This is a genomic window from Rhodopseudomonas palustris (genome assembly GCF_003591005.1).
Classification (GTDB): Bacteria; Pseudomonadota; Alphaproteobacteria; order Rhizobiales; family Xanthobacteraceae; genus Rhodopseudomonas; species Rhodopseudomonas palustris_K.
The window spans coordinates 1-17907 of sequence record NZ_QYYD01000037.1; the positions used below are offsets into that span (position 1 = coordinate 1).

At 66.0% G+C, this 17907-nt stretch carries 17 protein-coding genes; 4 read left to right on the forward strand and 13 right to left on the reverse strand.

What is annotated here, in order from left to right; genetic code table 11:
• Positions 1–147: 147 nt before the first annotated feature.
• Together serA and D4Q52_RS23980 are read right to left on the reverse strand one after the other, a co-directional pair.
• Positions 148–1737: a phosphoglycerate dehydrogenase gene (gene serA, locus D4Q52_RS23975; RefSeq protein WP_119859095.1), complete on the reverse strand. Its 1590-nt coding sequence runs from the start codon at positions 1735–1737 to the stop codon at positions 148–150.
• Positions 1738–1906: 169 nt separating this feature from the next.
• Positions 1907–3079: a phosphoserine transaminase gene (locus D4Q52_RS23980; RefSeq protein ID WP_119859096.1), complete on the reverse strand. Its 1173-nt coding sequence runs from the start codon at positions 3077–3079 to the stop codon at positions 1907–1909.
• A 579-nt stretch (positions 3080–3658) separates the two neighbouring features.
• Here D4Q52_RS23980 and D4Q52_RS23985 point away from each other — a divergent pair.
• Positions 3659–3940, forward strand: a complete 282-nt coding sequence (locus D4Q52_RS23985) for a hypothetical protein (protein ID WP_182915428.1) — start codon at positions 3659–3661, stop codon at positions 3938–3940.
• A gap of 266 nt (positions 3941–4206) precedes the next feature.
• Here the strand turns inward: D4Q52_RS23985 and D4Q52_RS23990 are convergent, their stop codons facing one another.
• From D4Q52_RS23990 to D4Q52_RS26605, 7 genes are all read right to left on the reverse strand, one after another.
• Positions 4207–4551: a hypothetical protein gene (locus tag D4Q52_RS23990; protein WP_119859098.1), complete on the reverse strand. Its 345-nt coding sequence runs from the start codon at positions 4549–4551 to the stop codon at positions 4207–4209.
• Between the two features lie 113 nt (positions 4552–4664).
• Entirely contained in the window at positions 4665–5264 is a 600-nt protein-coding gene (locus D4Q52_RS23995) for a glutathione S-transferase family protein (RefSeq protein ID WP_119859099.1), read from the reverse strand.
• Between the two features lie 79 nt (positions 5265–5343).
• Complete coding sequence (locus D4Q52_RS24000) at positions 5344–6141, reverse strand: outer membrane protein (protein WP_119859100.1); 798 nt, start codon at positions 6139–6141, stop codon at positions 5344–5346.
• Positions 6142–6282: 141 nt separating this feature from the next.
• The gene (locus tag D4Q52_RS24005; RefSeq protein WP_182915429.1) at positions 6283–7128 is read right to left on the reverse strand and encodes an outer membrane protein; all 846 of its coding nucleotides are present in this window, start codon (positions 7126–7128) and stop codon (positions 6283–6285) included.
• A gap of 392 nt (positions 7129–7520) precedes the next feature.
• The gene (locus D4Q52_RS24010) at positions 7521–8780 is read right to left on the reverse strand and encodes an MFS transporter (RefSeq protein ID WP_119859101.1); all 1260 of its coding nucleotides are present in this window, start codon (positions 8778–8780) and stop codon (positions 7521–7523) included.
• Positions 8781–8948: 168 nt separating this feature from the next.
• A complete protein-coding gene (gene glmM / locus D4Q52_RS24015; protein ID WP_119859102.1) occupies positions 8949–10301 on the reverse strand; it encodes a phosphoglucosamine mutase in 1353 nt (450 codons plus the stop codon).
• A 197-nt stretch (positions 10302–10498) separates the two neighbouring features.
• Positions 10499–10660 (reverse strand): hypothetical protein, encoded by a 162-nt coding sequence (locus tag D4Q52_RS26605; protein WP_182915430.1) that lies wholly within the window; start codon positions 10658–10660, stop codon positions 10499–10501.
• Between the two features lie 161 nt (positions 10661–10821).
• Here D4Q52_RS26605 and D4Q52_RS24025 point away from each other — a divergent pair, with 161 nt between their 5' ends.
• The 3 genes from D4Q52_RS24025 to D4Q52_RS24035 all read left to right on the forward strand — a co-directional run bounded on the left by D4Q52_RS24025 (position 10822) and on the right by D4Q52_RS24035 (position 13627).
• Complete coding sequence (locus tag D4Q52_RS24025; protein WP_119859104.1) at positions 10822–11961, forward strand: alpha-hydroxy acid oxidase; 1140 nt, start codon at positions 10822–10824, stop codon at positions 11959–11961.
• Between the two features lie 189 nt (positions 11962–12150).
• Positions 12151–12966, forward strand: coding sequence for an enoyl-CoA hydratase/isomerase family protein (locus tag D4Q52_RS24030; RefSeq protein ID WP_119859105.1), 816 nt, complete (start codon positions 12151–12153; stop codon positions 12964–12966).
• Between the two features lie 28 nt (positions 12967–12994).
• On the forward strand, positions 12995–13627 hold the full coding sequence (locus D4Q52_RS24035) for a trimeric intracellular cation channel family protein (protein WP_119859106.1): 633 nt from the start codon (positions 12995–12997) through the stop codon (positions 13625–13627).
• A 238-nt stretch (positions 13628–13865) separates the two neighbouring features.
• On the opposite strand, the gene D4Q52_RS24040 is transcribed toward D4Q52_RS24035, so the two are convergent.
• The 4 genes from D4Q52_RS24040 to D4Q52_RS24055 all read right to left on the reverse strand — a co-directional run bounded on the left by D4Q52_RS24040 (position 13866) and on the right by D4Q52_RS24055 (position 17842).
• A complete protein-coding gene (locus D4Q52_RS24040; RefSeq protein WP_182915431.1) occupies positions 13866–14489 on the reverse strand; it encodes a hypothetical protein in 624 nt (207 codons plus the stop codon).
• Positions 14490–14547: 58 nt separating this feature from the next.
• Positions 14548–15402 carry a shikimate dehydrogenase gene (locus D4Q52_RS24045; RefSeq protein WP_119859107.1) on the reverse strand — a complete coding sequence of 285 codons (855 nt, stop codon included), beginning with the start codon at positions 15400–15402 and terminating at the stop codon, positions 14548–14550.
• Positions 15399–15671, reverse strand: coding sequence for a helix-turn-helix domain-containing protein (locus D4Q52_RS24050; RefSeq protein ID WP_119859108.1), 273 nt, complete (start codon positions 15669–15671; stop codon positions 15399–15401). Before D4Q52_RS24050 ends, D4Q52_RS24045 begins: the two co-directional genes overlap by 4 nt.
• 104 nt (positions 15672–15775) lie before the next feature.
• Positions 15776–17842 carry an elongation factor G gene (locus D4Q52_RS24055; RefSeq protein ID WP_119859126.1) on the reverse strand — a complete coding sequence of 689 codons (2067 nt, stop codon included), beginning with the start codon at positions 17840–17842 and terminating at the stop codon, positions 15776–15778.
• Positions 17843–17907 lie beyond the last annotated feature (65 nt).

A 17907-nucleotide genomic window follows, 5' to 3' on the forward strand; every position in this document is an offset into this window, starting at 1 on the left:
CCCCCGGGCGGGGGTTTATGGTGCTGGCGTTTTTTGGGGCGGCCCTTTCAACAAAACAAACTCTCCGGTTGTATGGCGGCCGGGGGCGCCACATTGGTCGCCCCAAAAACGGCGGGCGCGGCCCCGGGCCGGGCGCCGGTCACTCGATCAGAACGTCAGCGCCTTGGCCTGCTTGACCTGCGGCAGTTCCTGCACCTTGGCGATCACCTCGGCCGGGGCCGGGCCGTCGATCGTCACCAGCGCGATGGCGTCGCCACCCTGGGCGTGACGGCCGAGGTTGAAGGTCGCGATGTTGACCTTGGCGTCGCCCAGCAAGCTGGCGAACTTGCCGATGAAGCCCGGCTTGTCCTCGTTGGTGACGTAGATCATCGACTGGCCGAACTCGGCGTCGACGCGGATGCCCTTGATGTCGACCAGTCGCGGCTTGCCGTCGGCATAGACGGTGCCAGACACCGAACGCTCCTGCCGCTCCGTCGTCACCGTCAGGGTGATCAGGCTCTCGTAGTCGCTCTCGGCGGCGCGGACGACTTCGTCCACCACCATGCCGCGCTCCTTGGCGATCACCGGCGCCGACACGACGTTGATGTCGCCCAGCATCGGCCGCAGCAGCCCCGACAGTACCGCGGAGGTCAGCGCCTTGATCTTCATCTCGGCGACTTCACCTTCGTAGGTGATCGTCACCTTGGTGATGCCGGTCTCGGTGAGCTGGCCGGCGAACGAGCCGAGCTTTTCGGCGAGCTCGATGAACGGCTTCAGCTTCGGCGCTTCTTCCGCCGTGATCGACGGGAAGTTGACCGCGTTGGTGATGGCGCCGCTGAGCAGGTAGTCGCTCATCTGCTCGGCGACCTGCAGCGCGACGTTCTCCTGCGCCTCGGTGGTCGAGGCGCCGAGATGCGGCGTGCAGATCACGTTGGGCAGGCCGAACAGCACGTTCGAGGTCGCCGGCTCTTCGGAGAACACATCGAACGCCGCGCCGGCGACGTGACCGGACTTTAGCGCTTCGGCCAGCGCCGCCTCGTCGACCAGACCGCCGCGGGCGCAATTGATGATGCGGACGCCCTTCTTCATCTTGGCGATCGCGGCCGCGTCGATGATGTTCTTGGTCTTCTCGGTCAGCGGGGTGTGCAGCGTGATGAAGTCGGCGCGCTTGAAGATGTCCTCGAGCTCGACCTTCTCGACGCCGATGTCCTTGGCGCGCTCCGGCGACAGGAACGGATCGAACGCGATCACCTTCATACGCAGGCCGAGCGCGCGGTCGGCGACGATCGAACCGATGTTGCCGCAGCCGATCACGCCGAGCGTCTTGGCGGTGATCTCGACGCCCATGAAGCGGTTCTTCTCCCACTTGCCGGCCTGGGTCGAGGCGTCGGCGGCGGGGATCTCACGCGCCAGCGCCAGCATCATGGTGATGGCGTGCTCGGCGGTGGTGATCGAATTGCCGAACGGCGTGTTCATCACGATGATGCCCTTGGCGGTCGCCGCGGGAATCTCGACGTTGTCGACGCCGATGCCGGCGCGGCCGATCACCTTGAGCTTCGACGCCTTCTCGAGGATCTTGGCGGTCGCCTTGGTGGCGGAGCGGATCGCGAGGCCGTCGTAGTTGCCGATGATCTCGGCGAGCTTCTCTTTGTCTTTGCCCAGCGCCGGCTGGAAATCGACGTCGATGCCGCGATCCTTGAAGATCTGCACGGCGGCTTCCGACAGCGCGTCGGAAATGAGGACTTTGGGAGCGGTCATGGGATTTCTCCTACACCCTCCCCTTGAGGGGGAGGGTCGGCGCGTAGCGCCGGGGTGGGGTGAAAGCGTCGAGAATGGAAATTGGAGTCCGAGGGCGGGGAGAGTCTGTCACCCCACCCCGCCGCACCTACGGTGCGTCGACCCTCCCCCTCCAGGGGAGGGTGACTGATCAAGCCGCTTGCGCGAGGCCGGCCTTGGTGGTCTCGAACGCGTAGTCGAGCCACTCGGTGAGCAGCTTGACGTCGTTCGCCTCGACCGTGGCGCCGCACCAGATGCGCAGGCCGGCGGGGGCGTCGCGATAGGCGCCGAGATCGTAGCCGGCCCCTTCCTTCTCGACCACCGCAACCAGCTTCTTGGCGAAGTCGGCCTGGGCCTCGGCCGGGAGCGAAGTAATCGCCGGATCGACGACCTTCAGGCAGACCGAGGTGTTGGAGCGGATCGCCGGATCGGCGGCCAGGAAGTCGGCCCACTTGGCCTTCGCCTGCCAGTCGGTCAGCACCTTGGTGTTGGCGTCGGCACGGGCGATCAGGCCCTTGAGGCCGCCGACCGACTTCGCCCAGTTGAGCGCATCGAGATAGTCCTCAACGCAGAGCATCGACGGGGTGTTGATGGTCTCGCCCTGGAAGATGCCCTCGATCAGCTTGCCGCCCTTGGTGAGGCGGAAGATTTTCGGCATCGGCCAGGCCGGCGTGTAGCTCTCGAGACGTTCCACGGCGCGCGGCGACAGGATCAGCATGCCGTGCGCGGCTTCCCCGCCGAGCGCCTTCTGCCAGGAGAAGGTGACGACATCGAGCTTGGCCCAATCCAGCGGCTGCGCAAAGGCGGCCGAGGTGGCGTCGCAGATGGTCAGGCCTTCCCGGTCGGCCTTGATCCAGTCGGCGTTCGGAACACGCACGCCCGAGGTGGTGCCGTTCCAGGTGAAGACGATGTCGGTATTGCAATCGACCTTGGAGAGGTCGGGAATTTCGCCGTAACCCGCCTTGAGCTTGGTGACGTTGGGGAGCTTCAGCTCCTTGGTGACGTCGCCGACCCAGCCGTCGCCGAACGATTCCCACGCCAGCGTGGTGACCGGGCGCGGCCCGAGCAGCGACCACAGCGCCATCTCGACGGCGCCGGTGTCGGACGCCGGAACGATGCCGATCTTGTAGTCCGCCGGCACTTCAAGCACGTCGCGCGTGAGATCGATCGCGAGCTTGAGCTTGGCCTTGCCGACCTTCGCGCGATGCGAGCGGCCGAGCGGGGCGTCCTTGAGGTTTTCGGGGGACCAGCCGGGGCGCTTCGCGCAGGGGCCGGAGGAGAATTGCGGCGCATTCGGCCGCGAAGCGGGCTTCGCAACAGTCATAGTCTATCCTTCCAGATAGCTGCCTCTCGGTGGGGAGAGGTTTCCCGCCGCTGGGGATAGTCCTTTGGAGCCGAATGTCAAGGATATCGCGGTTCCGGGAGATGCCGGACATCCGACGCCCCTGCGGACAGCAACCGCAGATCCTTTGCGTCCATAGCGGTTCCGCTTCGCTTCGAAAGAGAACCGCCGCAGATGGCATCACCCCAAGCAAACCCTCATGGTGAGGAGGCGCGAAGCGCCGTCTCGAACCATGGGCCACCAGTGCCGAGTTGCTCCAGCTTCGAGACTCGCAAGCTCCTCTGCGCCTGCCCGGAAACGCGCCCTTGGGACCCAGGCACTTTCCTAACCACGCGTCATGCCCGGCCTCGTGCCGGGCATCCACGCCTTGCTGAATGAGATGCCGAAAAGGCGTGATGGCCGGGACAAGCCCGGCCATGACGAATGTCTGATCGCTGCACTTAGTACTTTGCCGTGGATCGATCCATGCAAAACGAGCGGTGAAATAACTCACCGCTCGTTCGCATCTTGGTTCGCTTCGGTTATCGGCCAGTGCCGGAGCCAGCTGCGCCGGAGCTACCCGTGGTGGCGCCCGCTGCGCCCGCGCCGGTCGACGTCCCCGCGGCCGCTGCGCCGCTGGAGGTCGAGTTAGGCGTGGCCGTGACCGAACCGGCGTTGGACGCTCCGTTTGTGGAGCCTTGCGACGCTGCCTCACCGCCCGCCTTGCTGGCCGAGTTGGCCGGCGACGTGCTGCTGCCGGTCTGCGCCGAGGCGAAGGCGGTCGATGCCAGCAACGCGGCTGCGACGACGGCGGTCATTCGAAACTTGGACTGCATTATCAGCTTCCTCCGTTGTAGTGACTGATAAGCCAATCCAACAGTGCGCGAGCCGTTCCTCACGCCGCCAGCGTCGATGCATCGCAGGCCACACGAACGAGCAGCGGAACACGACACACATGACTGTCCGAACACCGCGGCGCGTTGTTCGGCCAGACATGATGTGATGAGTGATCCGTGACTGGAGCGTTTTCGAGCGAAGTGGATACCGGTTCGCGTGAAGAAAACGCGTCAAAAGAAAGACTAGAGCTCCGGTTCTGATTCTATCAGAACCGGAGCTCTAGTGATGAGTTATCAGCGACCGACCTGCCCGGGGAACCCCGGCGAGGTCGTGCTGTCGCCCGGCAGTCCGCTCGGCGAGGCACCGCTGCCGATCGTCCCCGGCGAGGATGTATTCGGCACGCCGGGCTGGTTGATCCCCGGCGTGTTGAGCGTCGAGCCGGTCGTGGCTCCGGTCGCGCCGGTTCCGGTTGCCGTGGTGCTCGTGCCGCCGGGGGACGAACTGATGCCGGCGCTGCCGGCGTTCTGTGCCCCCGTTGTCGGATCGACCGCCACGCCTGATGGCGTGGTGGTTTGCGCGTGGGCCGCAGACACAGCCATGACGGCGGCGATCAGCGTAGCTGGTGATAGCAGGCGCATTGGATTCTCCCGTTTACTGTCCGGGACAAACCGATCGCCTAGCTGGCGTTCCCTCACATTGCGATCACGCGTTGTCGCGCAGCTCTCTCCGCGACATCTCGGATTTTGAACGCTCACGCAGTCGCGCCGACCGGCGCGAGGCCGAGCGCGCGTTCGGCATCGCCGATCCAGCGGCACACGGACGGATAATCCTGCAACGCAAAACCGCCTTCAGCGGCGAGCCGGGTGTAGGCCAGCAGCGCCACATCGGCCAAGGTGCAGTGATCACCGACGAGGAAGGCGGTGCCAGTCAGATGCCGTTCCATCAATGCGAGCGCCGCCTGCCCGCGTCGGACCCGATCGGGATCGAGCGCAGACGCCGGTTTGCCGAGATACACCATCTGATAGCGGCACACCGCGATGTAAGGCTCGTGGCTGTACTGCTCCCAGAACAGCCACTCGTCCATCTTGGCGGTCAGATACGGATCGCGCGGAACGAACGCGCTGTCGCGGGCCAGATAGCGGATGATCGCGTTGGATTGCGCCAGCGGCCGGCCATCGTCCAGCACCACGACCGGGACCTGCCCGGCCGGATTGAGCGCGAGAAACTCCGGCGAGCGCGTCTCACCTTGCAGCGTATCGACGGCGATCCAGTCGTAGGGCAACGACAGCGCGTCGCACACCCACTTCACCTTCAGGCAATTGCCCGAATTGAGATCGCCGTAAATCCGCATCGCTCCCGCGCCCCATGATCGCGCGGGCAGTCGATCAGGCGCAGGCAGCTCCGTCAATGAGCCGGCTGATGGCGACCGGTCAGAACTTGTAGCCGACGCCGCCGCGCACGGTGGAGACCGCGGTGTTGATCGGCGCGGCGAATTTCTGGTATTCCCACTCGGCGCGCACGAACAGGCCGCGATACACCATCATGTCGATGCCGAGGCCCGCCGAATAGCCGTAGATGAAGTGGCTGTTCTGGATCTGCGTGGAGGTGAGCGGCGTGAACGGCACGCCGCCCTGGGTGCCGGTGATCGTGGCGGTGCGGACGATATCGGCCTGGCCGAGCGAAACGCCGCCGAACGCGTAAGGCAGGAACCCGCCGATCGCCCAGCCGGCGCGAAGACGCGCCGAACCGACGTCATTGACCTTGATCGAGGCATTGGCCGCATAGTTGGCCACGTAGTTCACGCCATCGACCGTCATCTGCCGTCCCATGAAGCCGCTCATGCCGCCGCCAAAGCTGCCGTGCAGGTAGTTGGCTTCGACGCCGAGCACGACGTCGTCCCACTGCGCATTGTAGCCGGCGAAGCCGCCCCAACCCTGCCCGTGCGCCGAGGTCTTGCCGAGCACCGGCCAGGACGAGGTGCCCATCGAATTTTCGATCACCGTATTGACCAGGAGCCGGGAGGCGAGCTCCTGAGTCGAATTGGTGAGGTCCATGTCGGAGGTGCCGTAGCCGGCCTGTCCGCCGACGTAGAAGCCCTGCCAGTTGACGACGCCGGGCGTGTCGACCACCGCACCGCGCAGCGCGCCGAACTCCGGCATGTCGGCCGCCTGGGCGCCGTGCGCCATCGTGATCACCGCCGCTGCCGCAGCTACCCACACTCCACGCATCGCAACGCTCCTCGACCATTCGGGTACGCTGCGATCATCGCCTGTTAACCTTAATCAATCCTTGTCGCATGGCACTTTCAAAAACAAAAACGGCGCGGGAAGCTCCCGCGCCGTTAACACGTCTTAATCGGCCAGGGCCTATCAGCCCTTGCGCATCAGCGGCGGCGGCGGCGCGTAGACCGGCGCCGAGTCCAGATTCCAACGCACGCCGAGCTTCACGTCGTGCGAAGTGATGTCCTTGAACTTGAAGGTGTTGTTGGTGGTCAGGCCGGTGAAGTCGGAGAGCACGCCGGTGTAGCCGTCGCCGAGATTTAGGTAGCTGTAAGCGAGTTCGAGGGTCAGGTTGGGATTGACCTTGTAGGCCAGACCGGTGTGCAGCGCCCACGCCAGATTCCATTTCGAGGCGGTCGGCGCGCTGGCAAAGCTGGTGGTCGAGAACGGCAGGTTGTTGATGCCGGTGTCGGTGAAGCCGGCCATGGTCACCCGCGCGGCGCCGACGCCGGCGCCGATGAACGGCGTCACGCACCACCAGGTGCCGAGATCGACGTAACCGTTGGCCATCACCAGCCATTCGGATTTGCTGGCGCCGTAATTGTCGATGCCGCTGTAAGGCGTGCCGAACGAGGTGCCGGTGAACCGGTCGGTGCCCTTGAAGTTCGAATTGCCGCGATACTGGCCGACGAGGTCCGCGCGGAACCACGGGTTGAACTGATAGCCGACGCCGATGCCGTAGATCCCGGCTGCATCGAAGCTGGTCGTCTGATCGAACGAGGTCAGCTGCGAATAGGCCGAGTCGCGGCCGTAGCGCAGATCCTTGACCTGCTGGTTGCTGAAGCCGATATCGCCGCGCAGATACCAACCACCGAAGTCTTCAACCGGCGGCGGCGCATAGGCCGGCGGCGGTGCGATGGGCATATCGGCGGCAAACGCCGCCGAGCACATCATCGAAGCCGCTCCGGCGGCCAAAATCTTCGTCACGCTACGCATTGGCTTCGTCCTTTGGTCCAATGATGATCAACGGAAGGCTCCGCAACCGGAAACCCTTGGTAGGACGATGCCATCAATTCCTTAAGCGCCACTTAACCCTAATTTTTAAGGTTGATATTTGGTGATGGAACGGTGCGCGCTGGTAACGACGGTCCACCCGCCCTTCGCTTCGACCACTAACAAACCGTTACTTAATGGCGTTGCAGGAGCCGTCGGTTGCGCATGTGACGGCGGCTGAAGCCGGATTCGTACGCTCGTTAGTTCCGTCATGGCCGGGCTCGTCCCGGCCATCCACGCCTTTTCTGCATCTTAATTCAGCGAGGCGTGGATGCCCGGCACAAGGCCGGGCATGACGCGGAGAGGGCTGAGTGTCAGCCCCATCGGCCGCACGCCTAGTGCGCGTGGCGCGGCATTCTGGGCAGCAGCACCGCGAGCAGACCCAGCGCCGGCAGGAACGAGCAGATCTGGTACACCACGTCGATGCCGTAGCGGTCCGCGAATTCGCCGAGCGCGGCGGCGCCGACGCCGCCGATGCCGAAGGCGAAGCCGAAGAACAGCCCGGAGATCATGCCGAGGCGGTGCGGCACCAGCTCCTGCGCGAACACGATGATGGCCGAGGTCGCCGACGCCAGGATGAAGCCGATGAACATCGTCAGCACAGCGCTGGCAGTGAGCCCGACATAGGGCAGCGCCAGCGTGAACGGCAGCGCGCCGAGGATCGAGAACCAGATCACGTAGCGCCGCCCGAAGCGGTCGCCGAGCGGCCCGCCGAAGAACACCCCGGCCGCGACCGAGGCGAGGAAGATGAACAGGAACAGCTGCGCGGTCTGGGTCGAGACGTGGAATTTCTCGATCAGATAGAACGTGTAGTAGCTCGACAGGCTGGCCATGTACATGTGCTTGGAGAACAGCAGCGCCACCAGCACCACCAGCGCGGCCAGCACGCGGCGTCGGCCGGGCGCGTGCGGATGCGGCTTCGCCACGACCTTGCGGGCCGCGACCAGCGGCTTGTACCAGACGCCGATCCGCCACAGCACCAGGATGGCGAGGAACGCTATCGTCGAGAACCAGGCGATCGACGGCTGGCCGAACGGCACCACGATCAGTGCCGCCAGCAGCGGGCCGAGCGCGGTGCCGGCATTGCCGCCGACCTGGAAGACCGACTGCGCCATGCCGAAGCGGCCGCCGGATGCCAGCCGCGCGATGCGCGCCGATTCCGGATGAAACACCGCGGAGCCGAGCCCGATCATAGCCGCGGCGATCAGGATCACCGCGTAGCTGTGGGCGATGCTGAGCAGCAGCAGGCCCAGAAACGTCGAGCTCATGCCGATCGCCAGCGAGAACGGCTGCGGCCGCTTGTCGGTGAAGGCGCCGATCACCGGCTGCAGCAGCGAAGCTGTGAACTGGAACGCCAGCGTGATCAGCCCGATCTGGGCGAAGTCCAGCGCGTAGTTCGCTTTCAGGATCGGATACACCGACGGAATCAGCGACTGCATGGTGTCGTTGAGGAAGTGCGAGAAGCTGATGCCTCCGAGTACCACATAGGCGGGGCCCGCGGACGGCGGCGAGGTCGACGAGGTCCCAGGCAGCGCCGTTTCCGGCGCCGCAACCGGGGCAGCATTCTCCACATCGACGGCGACCGGCTTGTTCACAGCGGGGGTTTCCTGCGTAACGAACGGCGCCAGCGGACGCCGTCAAACAAAAAGACGGCCGGCGAAGCCGCCGACCGTCTGCAAACTAGAACCCGCGGCGCCGCCACGCCAGCGACGATTTACGATAGCTGCGATGCAGCCCGGACTACGCGTGCAGCGCAGCGATTACTACGCGGCCGCCGCCGCGGCGTTGCCGACCGCATCGACGATGCTGTCAACGACATCCTCGACCAGTTCGCGATCGTCGCCCTCGCCCATCACCCGGATCACCGGCTCGGTGCCCGAAGCCCGAATCAGCAGCCGACCGTGGCCGTTGAGGCGGGTCTCGCCGGCGTTGATCGCCGACTGCACGCCGGCGTCGTCGAGCGGCCGGCCGGCGCGATAGCGGACGTTTTTCAGGATCTGCGGCAGCGGGTCGAAGCGGTGGCAGACCTCCGACACCGGCCGGCCCAGCTTCTGCACCACCGCCAGCACCTGCAGCGCCGCGACGAAGCCGTCGCCGGTGGTGTTGTAATCGGACAGAATGATGTGGCCGGAGGACTCGCCGCCGACATTGTAGCCGCCCTTCAGCATCGCCTCGAGCACGTAGCGGTCACCGACCGAGGTGCGGATCAGCTCGATGCCCTCGGCGGTCAGGAAGCGCTCGAGGCCCAAATTCGACATCACGGTCGCGGCGATGCCGGGCTTGGCGAGCCGGCCGTCTTCCTTCCAGCTCTGCGCGATCACCGCCAGCAACTGGTCGCCGTCGACCACATGGCCGCGCTCGTCCACCATGATGACCCGGTCGGCGTCGCCGTCGAGCGCGATGCCGATATCGGCGCGCATTTCGCGAACCTTGCGGCACAGCGCTTCCGGCGCGGTCGAGCCGACCTCCTTGTTGATGTTGAAGCCGTCGGGCTCGACCCCGATCGAGATCACGTCGGCGCCGAGCTCCCACAGCGCCTCGGGCACCACCTTGTAGGCGGCGCCGTTGGCGCAATCGACCACCACCCGCAGCCCGTCGAGCGACAGGTCGCGCGGCAGCGTGCGCTTGGCGAATTCGATGTAGCGGTCGCGCACGCCGTCGATGCGGCGGGCGCGGCCGAGGCCGGCGCTCTCCGACAGCTTCTTGTCCATCGGCTCGTCGAGCAGCTGTTCGATCTGCTTCTCGACGTCGTCGCTGAGCTTGAAGCCGAGCGGTCCGAACAGCTTGATGCCGTTGTCCTCGAACATGTTGTGCGATGCCGAAATCATCACGCCGAGATCGGCGCGCATCGACTTGGTCAGCATCGCCACCGCCGGCGTCGGCATCGGCCCGACCAGCATCACGTCCATGCCGACCGACGTAAAGCCGGCCACCATCGCATTCTCGATCATGTAGCCGGACAGCCGTGTGTCCTTGCCGATGACGACGCGGTGGCGGTGATCGCCGCGCTGGAACACCAGCCCGGCGGCCTGCCCCACTTTCAAGGCCAGCTCCGGCGTGATCAGGCCATTGGCACGGCCTCGGATACCGTCGGTCCCGAAATATCTGCGGCTCATCTGATTCCCCCGCCTGCCACGATCCGCGCTCGCGGCCGAGAATCAGGCCGGCACGACGTGGCGAAACCCCGCTTATAGGGCCAATTTAGCTGTCGGCCCTTCAAAAAATATAAAGAAACATTACGCGCCGCGGACCGAGGCCCGCGGCGCAAGTTATTGAAAACATTCAGACTCGCTTGGCAGATCGGCTTTCCGGATCAGGACTTGCGCTTGCGCTCGCTGTCCGGCTTCGACGGCGCCGGCTGCGTGACGCTCACCGGGTCCGATCCCGGGAAGGACTCTTCCAAGCCCTCGTCAAGCTGCTGTTCGAGATCCTTGTCCTGCTTGGTCTTAGAGGTCTTGGCGGGCTCGTCGGTCATGATGCACTCCTGCGGCAGCTTGCGTCGTTGGCGGTGCAACGCGCGGGAACTCATGCTGTTCCAAGACAATGCAGGCGGTACCGCAGACCATGTTGCAGTCCGCGCGGCCGTGCTACAGCACGGCCCACGCGCTGAAAAACCGACCGGGGGCGGCAACGTTCATGAAATACATCACCTGCATCGAGGACCTTCGCCAGATTCACAAGCGCAAGGTGCCGAAGATGTTCTTCGACTATGTCGATCACGGCTCCTACGCCGAGGAAACGCTCCGTGCCAATGTCGACGACCTCAAGCGCATCAAGTTTCGCCAGCGCATCCTGGTCGACATCTCCAAGCGCGACCTCTCGACCACCATTATCGGCGAAAAGGCGGCAATGCCGCTGATCCTCGCCCCGGTCGGCTCAACCGGCATGCAATATGGCGACGGCGAAATCCACGCCTGCCGCGCCGCGCAGGCTGCCGGCATCCCCTACACGCTGTCGACGATGTCGATCTGCTCGATCGAGGACGTCGCGGCGAATGTCGAGAAGCCGTTCTGGTTTCAGCTCTATGTGATGCGCGACCGCGGCTTCGTCAAAGCGCTGATCGAGCGCGCGATCGCTGCGAAGTGCAGCGCGCTGGTGCTCACCGTCGACCTGCAGGTGATCGGCCAGCGCCACCAGGACATCAAGAACGGCATGACCGTGCCGCCGGAGATCTTCCGGCCGAAGAACCTGATCGACATCGCCACCAAGCCCGGCTGGGTCAAGGGCATTCTCGCCGGCAAGCAGCGCAACTTCGGCAACATCGCCGGCCATTTGCCGGGCTCGAAGGATCTGGAATCGGTCTCGGCCTGGGTCGCGTCGCAATTCGATCCGGCGCTGAACTGGAAGGACATCGACTGGATCCGCTCGATCTGGCCCGGCAAGCTGATCATCAAAGGCATCCTCGACGTCGAGGACGCGCGCGAGGCCGTCAAAGTCGGCGCCGAGGCGCTGGTGGTGTCGAACCACGGCGGCCGCCAGCTCGACGGCGCGCCGTCGTCGATCGAGGTGCTGCCGGAAATCGTCCACACCGTCGGCTCGCATATCGAGGTGATGTTCGACGGCGGCATCCGCTCCGGCCAGGACGTGATGCGCGCGCTGGCGCTCGGCGCCCGCAGCTGCATGATCGGCCGCGCCTACATCTACGGCCTCGGCGCGTTTGGCGGCCCGGGCGTCGCCAAGGCGATCGACATCATCCGCGCCGAGCTCTCCACCACCATGGGCCTGTGCGGCGTCAATTCGATCAACCAGATCGACGAGAAGGTGCTGGCGGAGTAGTTCGCCCTGCCCCCTCCGCGTCATTGCGAGCCAACGGGTCGGCACGAAGTGCCGCCCGATGACAGGCTCCGCGAAGCAATCCAGAAGCCGCGCAACGTGGCGTGGATTGCTTCGTCGCTTCGCTCCTCGCAATGACGGGGTGAGGTCAACTAACAAACAACAAAAGCAACAACAATCAGGAGGAAACCGATGACAGACCCGCAACGCACCACGCAGCCTGCCGCCAGCGAGGTGCTCTATGCCGTCGAAGACCACATCGCCACCATCACGCTGAACGCGCCGCAGCGGATGAACACGATCTCCGGGCCGATGCTCAACGAGCTCGCGGCGCTGCTGATCAAGGCCAATCAGGATCCCGACGTCCGCTGCGTCATCCTCACCGGCAACGGCCGGGCGTTCTGCGCCGGGCTCGACCTCACCAAGGAGCGCGGCGACGAGGGGCTCAGCGCGGCGTCGTCGCCGACCACGCTCGACCTGCGCAGCACCCCGCCGACCGTGCTGCACGCCATGGACAAGCCGACGATCTGCGCCGTCAACGGCGGCGCCGCCGGCTACGGCATGGATACCGCGCTCGGCTGCGACATCCGCATCATGGCGGAGTCCGCCAAGCTCGCGGCCGCGTTCGTCAAGCGCGGCGTCGTGCCGGAGAGCGGCGGCACCTGGTTTCTGCCGCGGATGATCGGCTGGGCCAAGGCATCCGAGCTGATCTTCACCGGCCGCACGCTGTCGGCACGTGAGAGTCTCGAATGGGGCCTCGCCAATGAAGTCGTGCCCGACGCCGAGCTGATGGGCCGCGCCCGTGCGGTGGCGAAGGAAATCGCCGGCAATGCGCCGCTTGCCGTGCAGGCCGCCAAGCGCATGATGCGGATCGGCCTCAACGAGACGTTCCCGGATCATGTCCACCATGTGTATTTGCAGCTGCTGCCGCTGTTCAAGACGCAGGATATGAAGGAAGGCATCGCCGCCTTCATGGAAAAGCGCGAGGCGAAATTCGTTGGCCGTTAGCGGCTCGCGATTAGTCGGAGACGCCACGATGTTCGAGACCGTCACCACGTTGCTCGACTGGCTCGGCGTCGTCGTGTTCGCCGTCACCGGCGCGCTGGTGGCGTCGCGCAAGGAGATGGACATCGTCGGCTTCGCGCTGCTCGGCACCGCGACCGGCATCGGCGGCGGCACGCTGCGCGACGTGCTGCTCGACCAGCCGGTGTTCTGGATCCGTGAGCCGGCCTATCTGGTCGCCTGCGTGGTCGTGTCCGGCATCGTGTTCTTCACCGCGCATATTCCGCAATCGCGCTACCGGGCGCTGCTGTGGCTCGACGCGGTCGGGATGGCGCTGTTCGCGGTCAGCGGGGCCGAGCGCGCATCGCTCGCAGGCGTCAACGGCATCGTCGCGGTGGCGATGGGCGTCGTCACCGCGACCTTCGGCGGCATCATCCGTGATCTGCTCGGCGGCGAAATCCCGGTGATCCTGCGCCGCGAGATCTACGTCACGGCGGCGCTGCTCGGTGCCGCAGCTTTCGTCAGCTTGACGGCGCTCGGCGCCGGCCGCGATCTCAGCACCGCCATCGGCTTCGCCCTCGCCCTGCTGATCCGCGCCGCCGCCCTGCAGCGCGGCTGGTCACTGCCGCGCTACCGGCCAAGGCCGGGCGCGCAGGACGAGCAGTAAACCTGTTAGCTCGGGGATGCCGTCATGGCCGGGCTTGTCCCGCCTGCGGGGCCGAAGCCCCATCGGCGCGGCGGAGGCCCGGCCATCCACGCCTTTTCTGCGTCTCCGTCAGCAAGGCGTGGATGCCCGGCACAAGGCCGGGCATGACGTGGATAGGAAGCGCCCGATGTCTAAGGGCATATTTCCTGCCAGCCTCCTCGGGATGAAGACCAGTGCAATGTAGACAGGGCGATCACCGTCACATCGGCGGCGTGATGCCGCCCTGGCCGACCGCGATGCGGCTGGTCTGGAACGAGCCGTCGGGCAGCGTCTTGCCGAACGCGATGATCTTGGCGCCCTGCTTGAGATCGGACCTCTCGGCTGGCACGTAGGTGACGATCTGGGTCTTCGGCGTCACGGTGATGACCTTCTCGCCGCCTTTGTACTTCACCTTGACGGTGTTGCCGTCGTTGCTGGTCACCGACTGATCGACGGTGGCGTTGGTCATTGTGCTGTTCGGGCCGAGGTCCCAGGCGCGCGAACCTTCGCCGGTGCCGCGCATCGCTTCCGGGAAGATGTGGATCTCGACCGCGTTGTGCGCACCGTTCGGGCCCGGCACCGTGGTGGCGCCGACGAATGCGCCGGGCTTGACCTCCGACAAGCTACTCGCCGCGATGCCGGCGACGCGCAGATCCGGCTGCAGCTGAAGCTTGACGTCCTGGCCGCTGCGCGACTTCACCGCAAGGCTGTCGCCGTCGACACGCTCGATCTCGCCGCGCACCTTGGTGGGCGTGGGCGATTGCTGCGCGGAGGCGGCGGACAGCGACAGCGCGAAGACGGTTGCGGCGATCAGCGGCGGGGTAGCAAAAACACGAATCGACATCGAGGAGTTCTCCAGCAAAGCCCCTGGAGCAAATGCTCTCGATCGCCGGTTATTCCTCTCACGTATGCGCGAGCAGATCAGCCTCGACTAATTCGCGCAGCTCGGCGGTGACATGCGGCCGAGCGCCGAACCACAATTCGAAGCCGCGCACCGCCTGGTGCAGCAGCATGCCGAGGCCATCGGCGGTGCGCAGACCACGGCCGCGGGCTTCGGCCAGCAGTTCGGTCTCGAGCGGCACATAGACGAGGTCTGCCACCACCGCATCGCCCGGCAGCGGCTCGAGGTCGAGATCGAGCGACGGCTGGCCCTTCATGCCGAGCGAGGTGGTGTTGACCAGCAGCCCCGCGCCCGGCAGCGCCGCGGCCGCTTCGGTCCAGGCGATCGGCGCGACGCGATCGCCGAACAGCTCGGCCAGCGCCTGCGCCCGCTCCATCGACCGATTAGCCAGCGCGATGCGCTTGATGCCGCGCTCCAGCAGGCCGAACAGCACCGCGCGCGACGAGCCGCCGGCGCCAAGCACCAACGCCTGCTCGGCGCGGTCCCAGCCCGGCGCGCTGGCGTCGAGATTGGCGATGAAGCCCTCGACGTCGGTGTTGGTCGAGCGCAGCACGTCGCCGTCATAGTACAGGGTGTTGGCGGCACCGACCGCACGCGCGCGCGCGTCCGGCTCCGTCAGCTGCAGCGCGCGCTCCTTGTGCGGGATGGTGACATTGGCGCCGCTGTAGCCGTGGCCGCGCAGGTTGAGCACGAATTCGGCGAAGCCTTCGGGCGGCACCGCCTCGATCGAATAGCCGCCCGGAATACCGAGGCTGCGCAGCCAGTAATGGTGGATCAGCGGCGAGCGTGAATGCGCCGCCGGCCATCCGATCAGGCAGGCGGCGGTGTGGCCCGCGCCGGGATGCTGGGGCGTCATGGCTCGACCTTGTCCGGAGCCGCCGAATGACGCAACCGCACGCCGCGGCCGCCGTCCTCGCTGCGGGCATGCTCGCCGATCAGCTCGACGCCGGCGCGGTTGAGCGCGTCGACCACCCGGGTCAGCGACTCGACGATGCCACGGACATTGCCGCCGCTGGCTTCCATCCGCTGGATGGTCGGCACCGACACGCCGGCGAGCTTCGCCAGCTCGCGCTGGTCGATCCCGAGCAGCGCCCGCGCCGCACGCATTTGAGCCGAGGTGATCACGCCAGCCTTCCGATTTCGGTTCACCTACCGGCTACCGCAAATACGAAACGGCTTCAATGATGCTTCATGCATCATCGAAGCCGTTGCTCTCTCCGGCGGGCTGATCAGGCGGCGACCTGGCGGTGCGCTGCGATGATCTGGTCGGCGGTGCGGCCGGTGACTTCGGCCATGTGGTCGAAGCTGCGGGTGAAGCTGCCGGCGCCCGCGGTGGCCGAGCGCAGCTCGACGATCAGGTCGCCGATCTCCGCCTCGGGCAGCGTGGCGCGCACGACATCCCAGCCGGTCCAGCCCTCGCGGGTGTCGAAGCCGAGGATCTGGCCGCGCCGTCCGGACAGGATGGCGTTGACCTTGGCGGTGGCGTCGGTCGGGCAGACGATCTCGACGGTGTGGATCGGCTCGAGCAGCACCGGCTGGCACTGCGGCAGCGCTTCGGTGACGCCGATCCGCGCCGCGGTGCGGAACGCCTGATCCGAGGAGTCGACGCTGTGATACGAGCCGTCGGTCAGCGTGACATGAACGTCGACCACCGGGAAGCCGAGCGGCCCCATGCGCAGGCCGTCCGCCGCGCCCTCCTCGACCGCGCTGATGTAGTTGCGCGGCACCGCGCCGCCCACCACCGTTTCGGCGAACACGAAGCCCTCGCCGCGCGGCAGCGGCTTGATATCGAGCACGACGTCGCCGAACTGACCGTGGCCACCGGACTGCTTCTTGTGCCGGCCGCGCTGCGTCACCGACTTGCGGATCGTCTCGCGATAGCCGATCGCCGGCGGATGCGACTTGACGTTGACGCCGTAGCGCTCCTTGAGCCGCTCCAGCGCAACGCGAAGATGCATTTCGCCCTGGCCCCACAGCACGATATCGTGGGTCTGCGGATCGTGGACCACGGTCAGCGACGGGTCTTCTTCCGACAGCCGCTGCAGCGACTGGCCGAGCTTGACGTCGTCCTTGCGGTCGGCGGCCGCCAGCGCCATCGCCAGCACCGGCGGCGCCGCAGCGATCGCAACCAGCGCTGACGGCGCGGCCTTGCCGTTCGCAAATGTGTCGCCGGTCTTGATCGCATCGAGCTTGCCGAGCGCGACGACCTCGCCGGCACCGGCGGAGGAGCGCTTACTATCGTGCCCGCCACCAACCGACTGAATGCCCGAGACCCGCGCCGACTCGCCGGTCGCCGACAGCACCGTATCGCCGTCGTTCAGCGTGCCGGAGAACAACCGCGCGAGCGACAGCTTGCCGCCATGCTGCAGATGATTGGTCTTGAACACGTAGCCGACCGCGTCCTTGGCGGTGGCGACGCCGAGCCGCGCCGCCGTCTCGGCCACGTCGGGCGCCTCGTGGCGCAGCGCCTTGAGCAGCCGCATCACGCCGTTCTCGCGCAGCGCCGAGCCGAGCAGCACCGGGCAGATCAGGCCTTCGCGCAGTTCGCGGGCGAGATCGTCGAACACCGCGTCGCGCGGCGGCGGGATGTCCTCGAGCAGTTGCTCCATCAGCGCGTCGTCGTGATCGGCGAGCTTCTCGAGCATCGAGAAGCGGGCTTCCTTCTCGCGATCGAGGTCGCCGCCTTCCAGCGCCATCACTTCGGAGGGCTTGTGCTCGCGATAGACGAACGCGCGCTCCAGCGCGAGGTCGACATAACCGGCGATCAGGTCGCCGTTCCAGATCGGGATCTGGCGCAGCACCAGAGGAATACGCGAGGCCGGCTGCAGACTGTCGAGCACTTCGCGGACGCGCTTATTGGCGCGGTCGATCTTGTTGAGGAACAGAAAGCGTGGAATGCCGAGGTCTTCGAGTTCGCGCAGGATCAGCTGCAACTGCGGCAGCTTGCGCTCGTCGGCTTCGCACACCACCACGGCGGCATCGACGGCGGGCAACGCGGCGCGCATGTCGTGCGCGAATTCGACCGAGCCGGGACAGTCGAGAAACGTGTAGGTCTCACCCATGAACTGAGTGGTTGCGGCGTTGAGGCTGAGCCCCATCTTGTGTGCTCGCGCCTCGGCGCTGGCATCGCCGACCGAAGTGCCGGCGTCCACCGAACCGGCGCGCGGCACCGCGCCGGTGCGCGCCAGGATCGCTTCGAGCAGTGTGGTCTTTCCGCTTTGGAAAGGGCCCACCAGTGCGATGCACCGGGGACCCGAACCTTTAGTGATTGAGGGATTTCTGACGTCTTGTCCCATCGCCGCCTCCTTCTTCTGGAGCTCGGCCCGTAATTGGGTCGGCAAGACGAGATGCTTCCGCAACA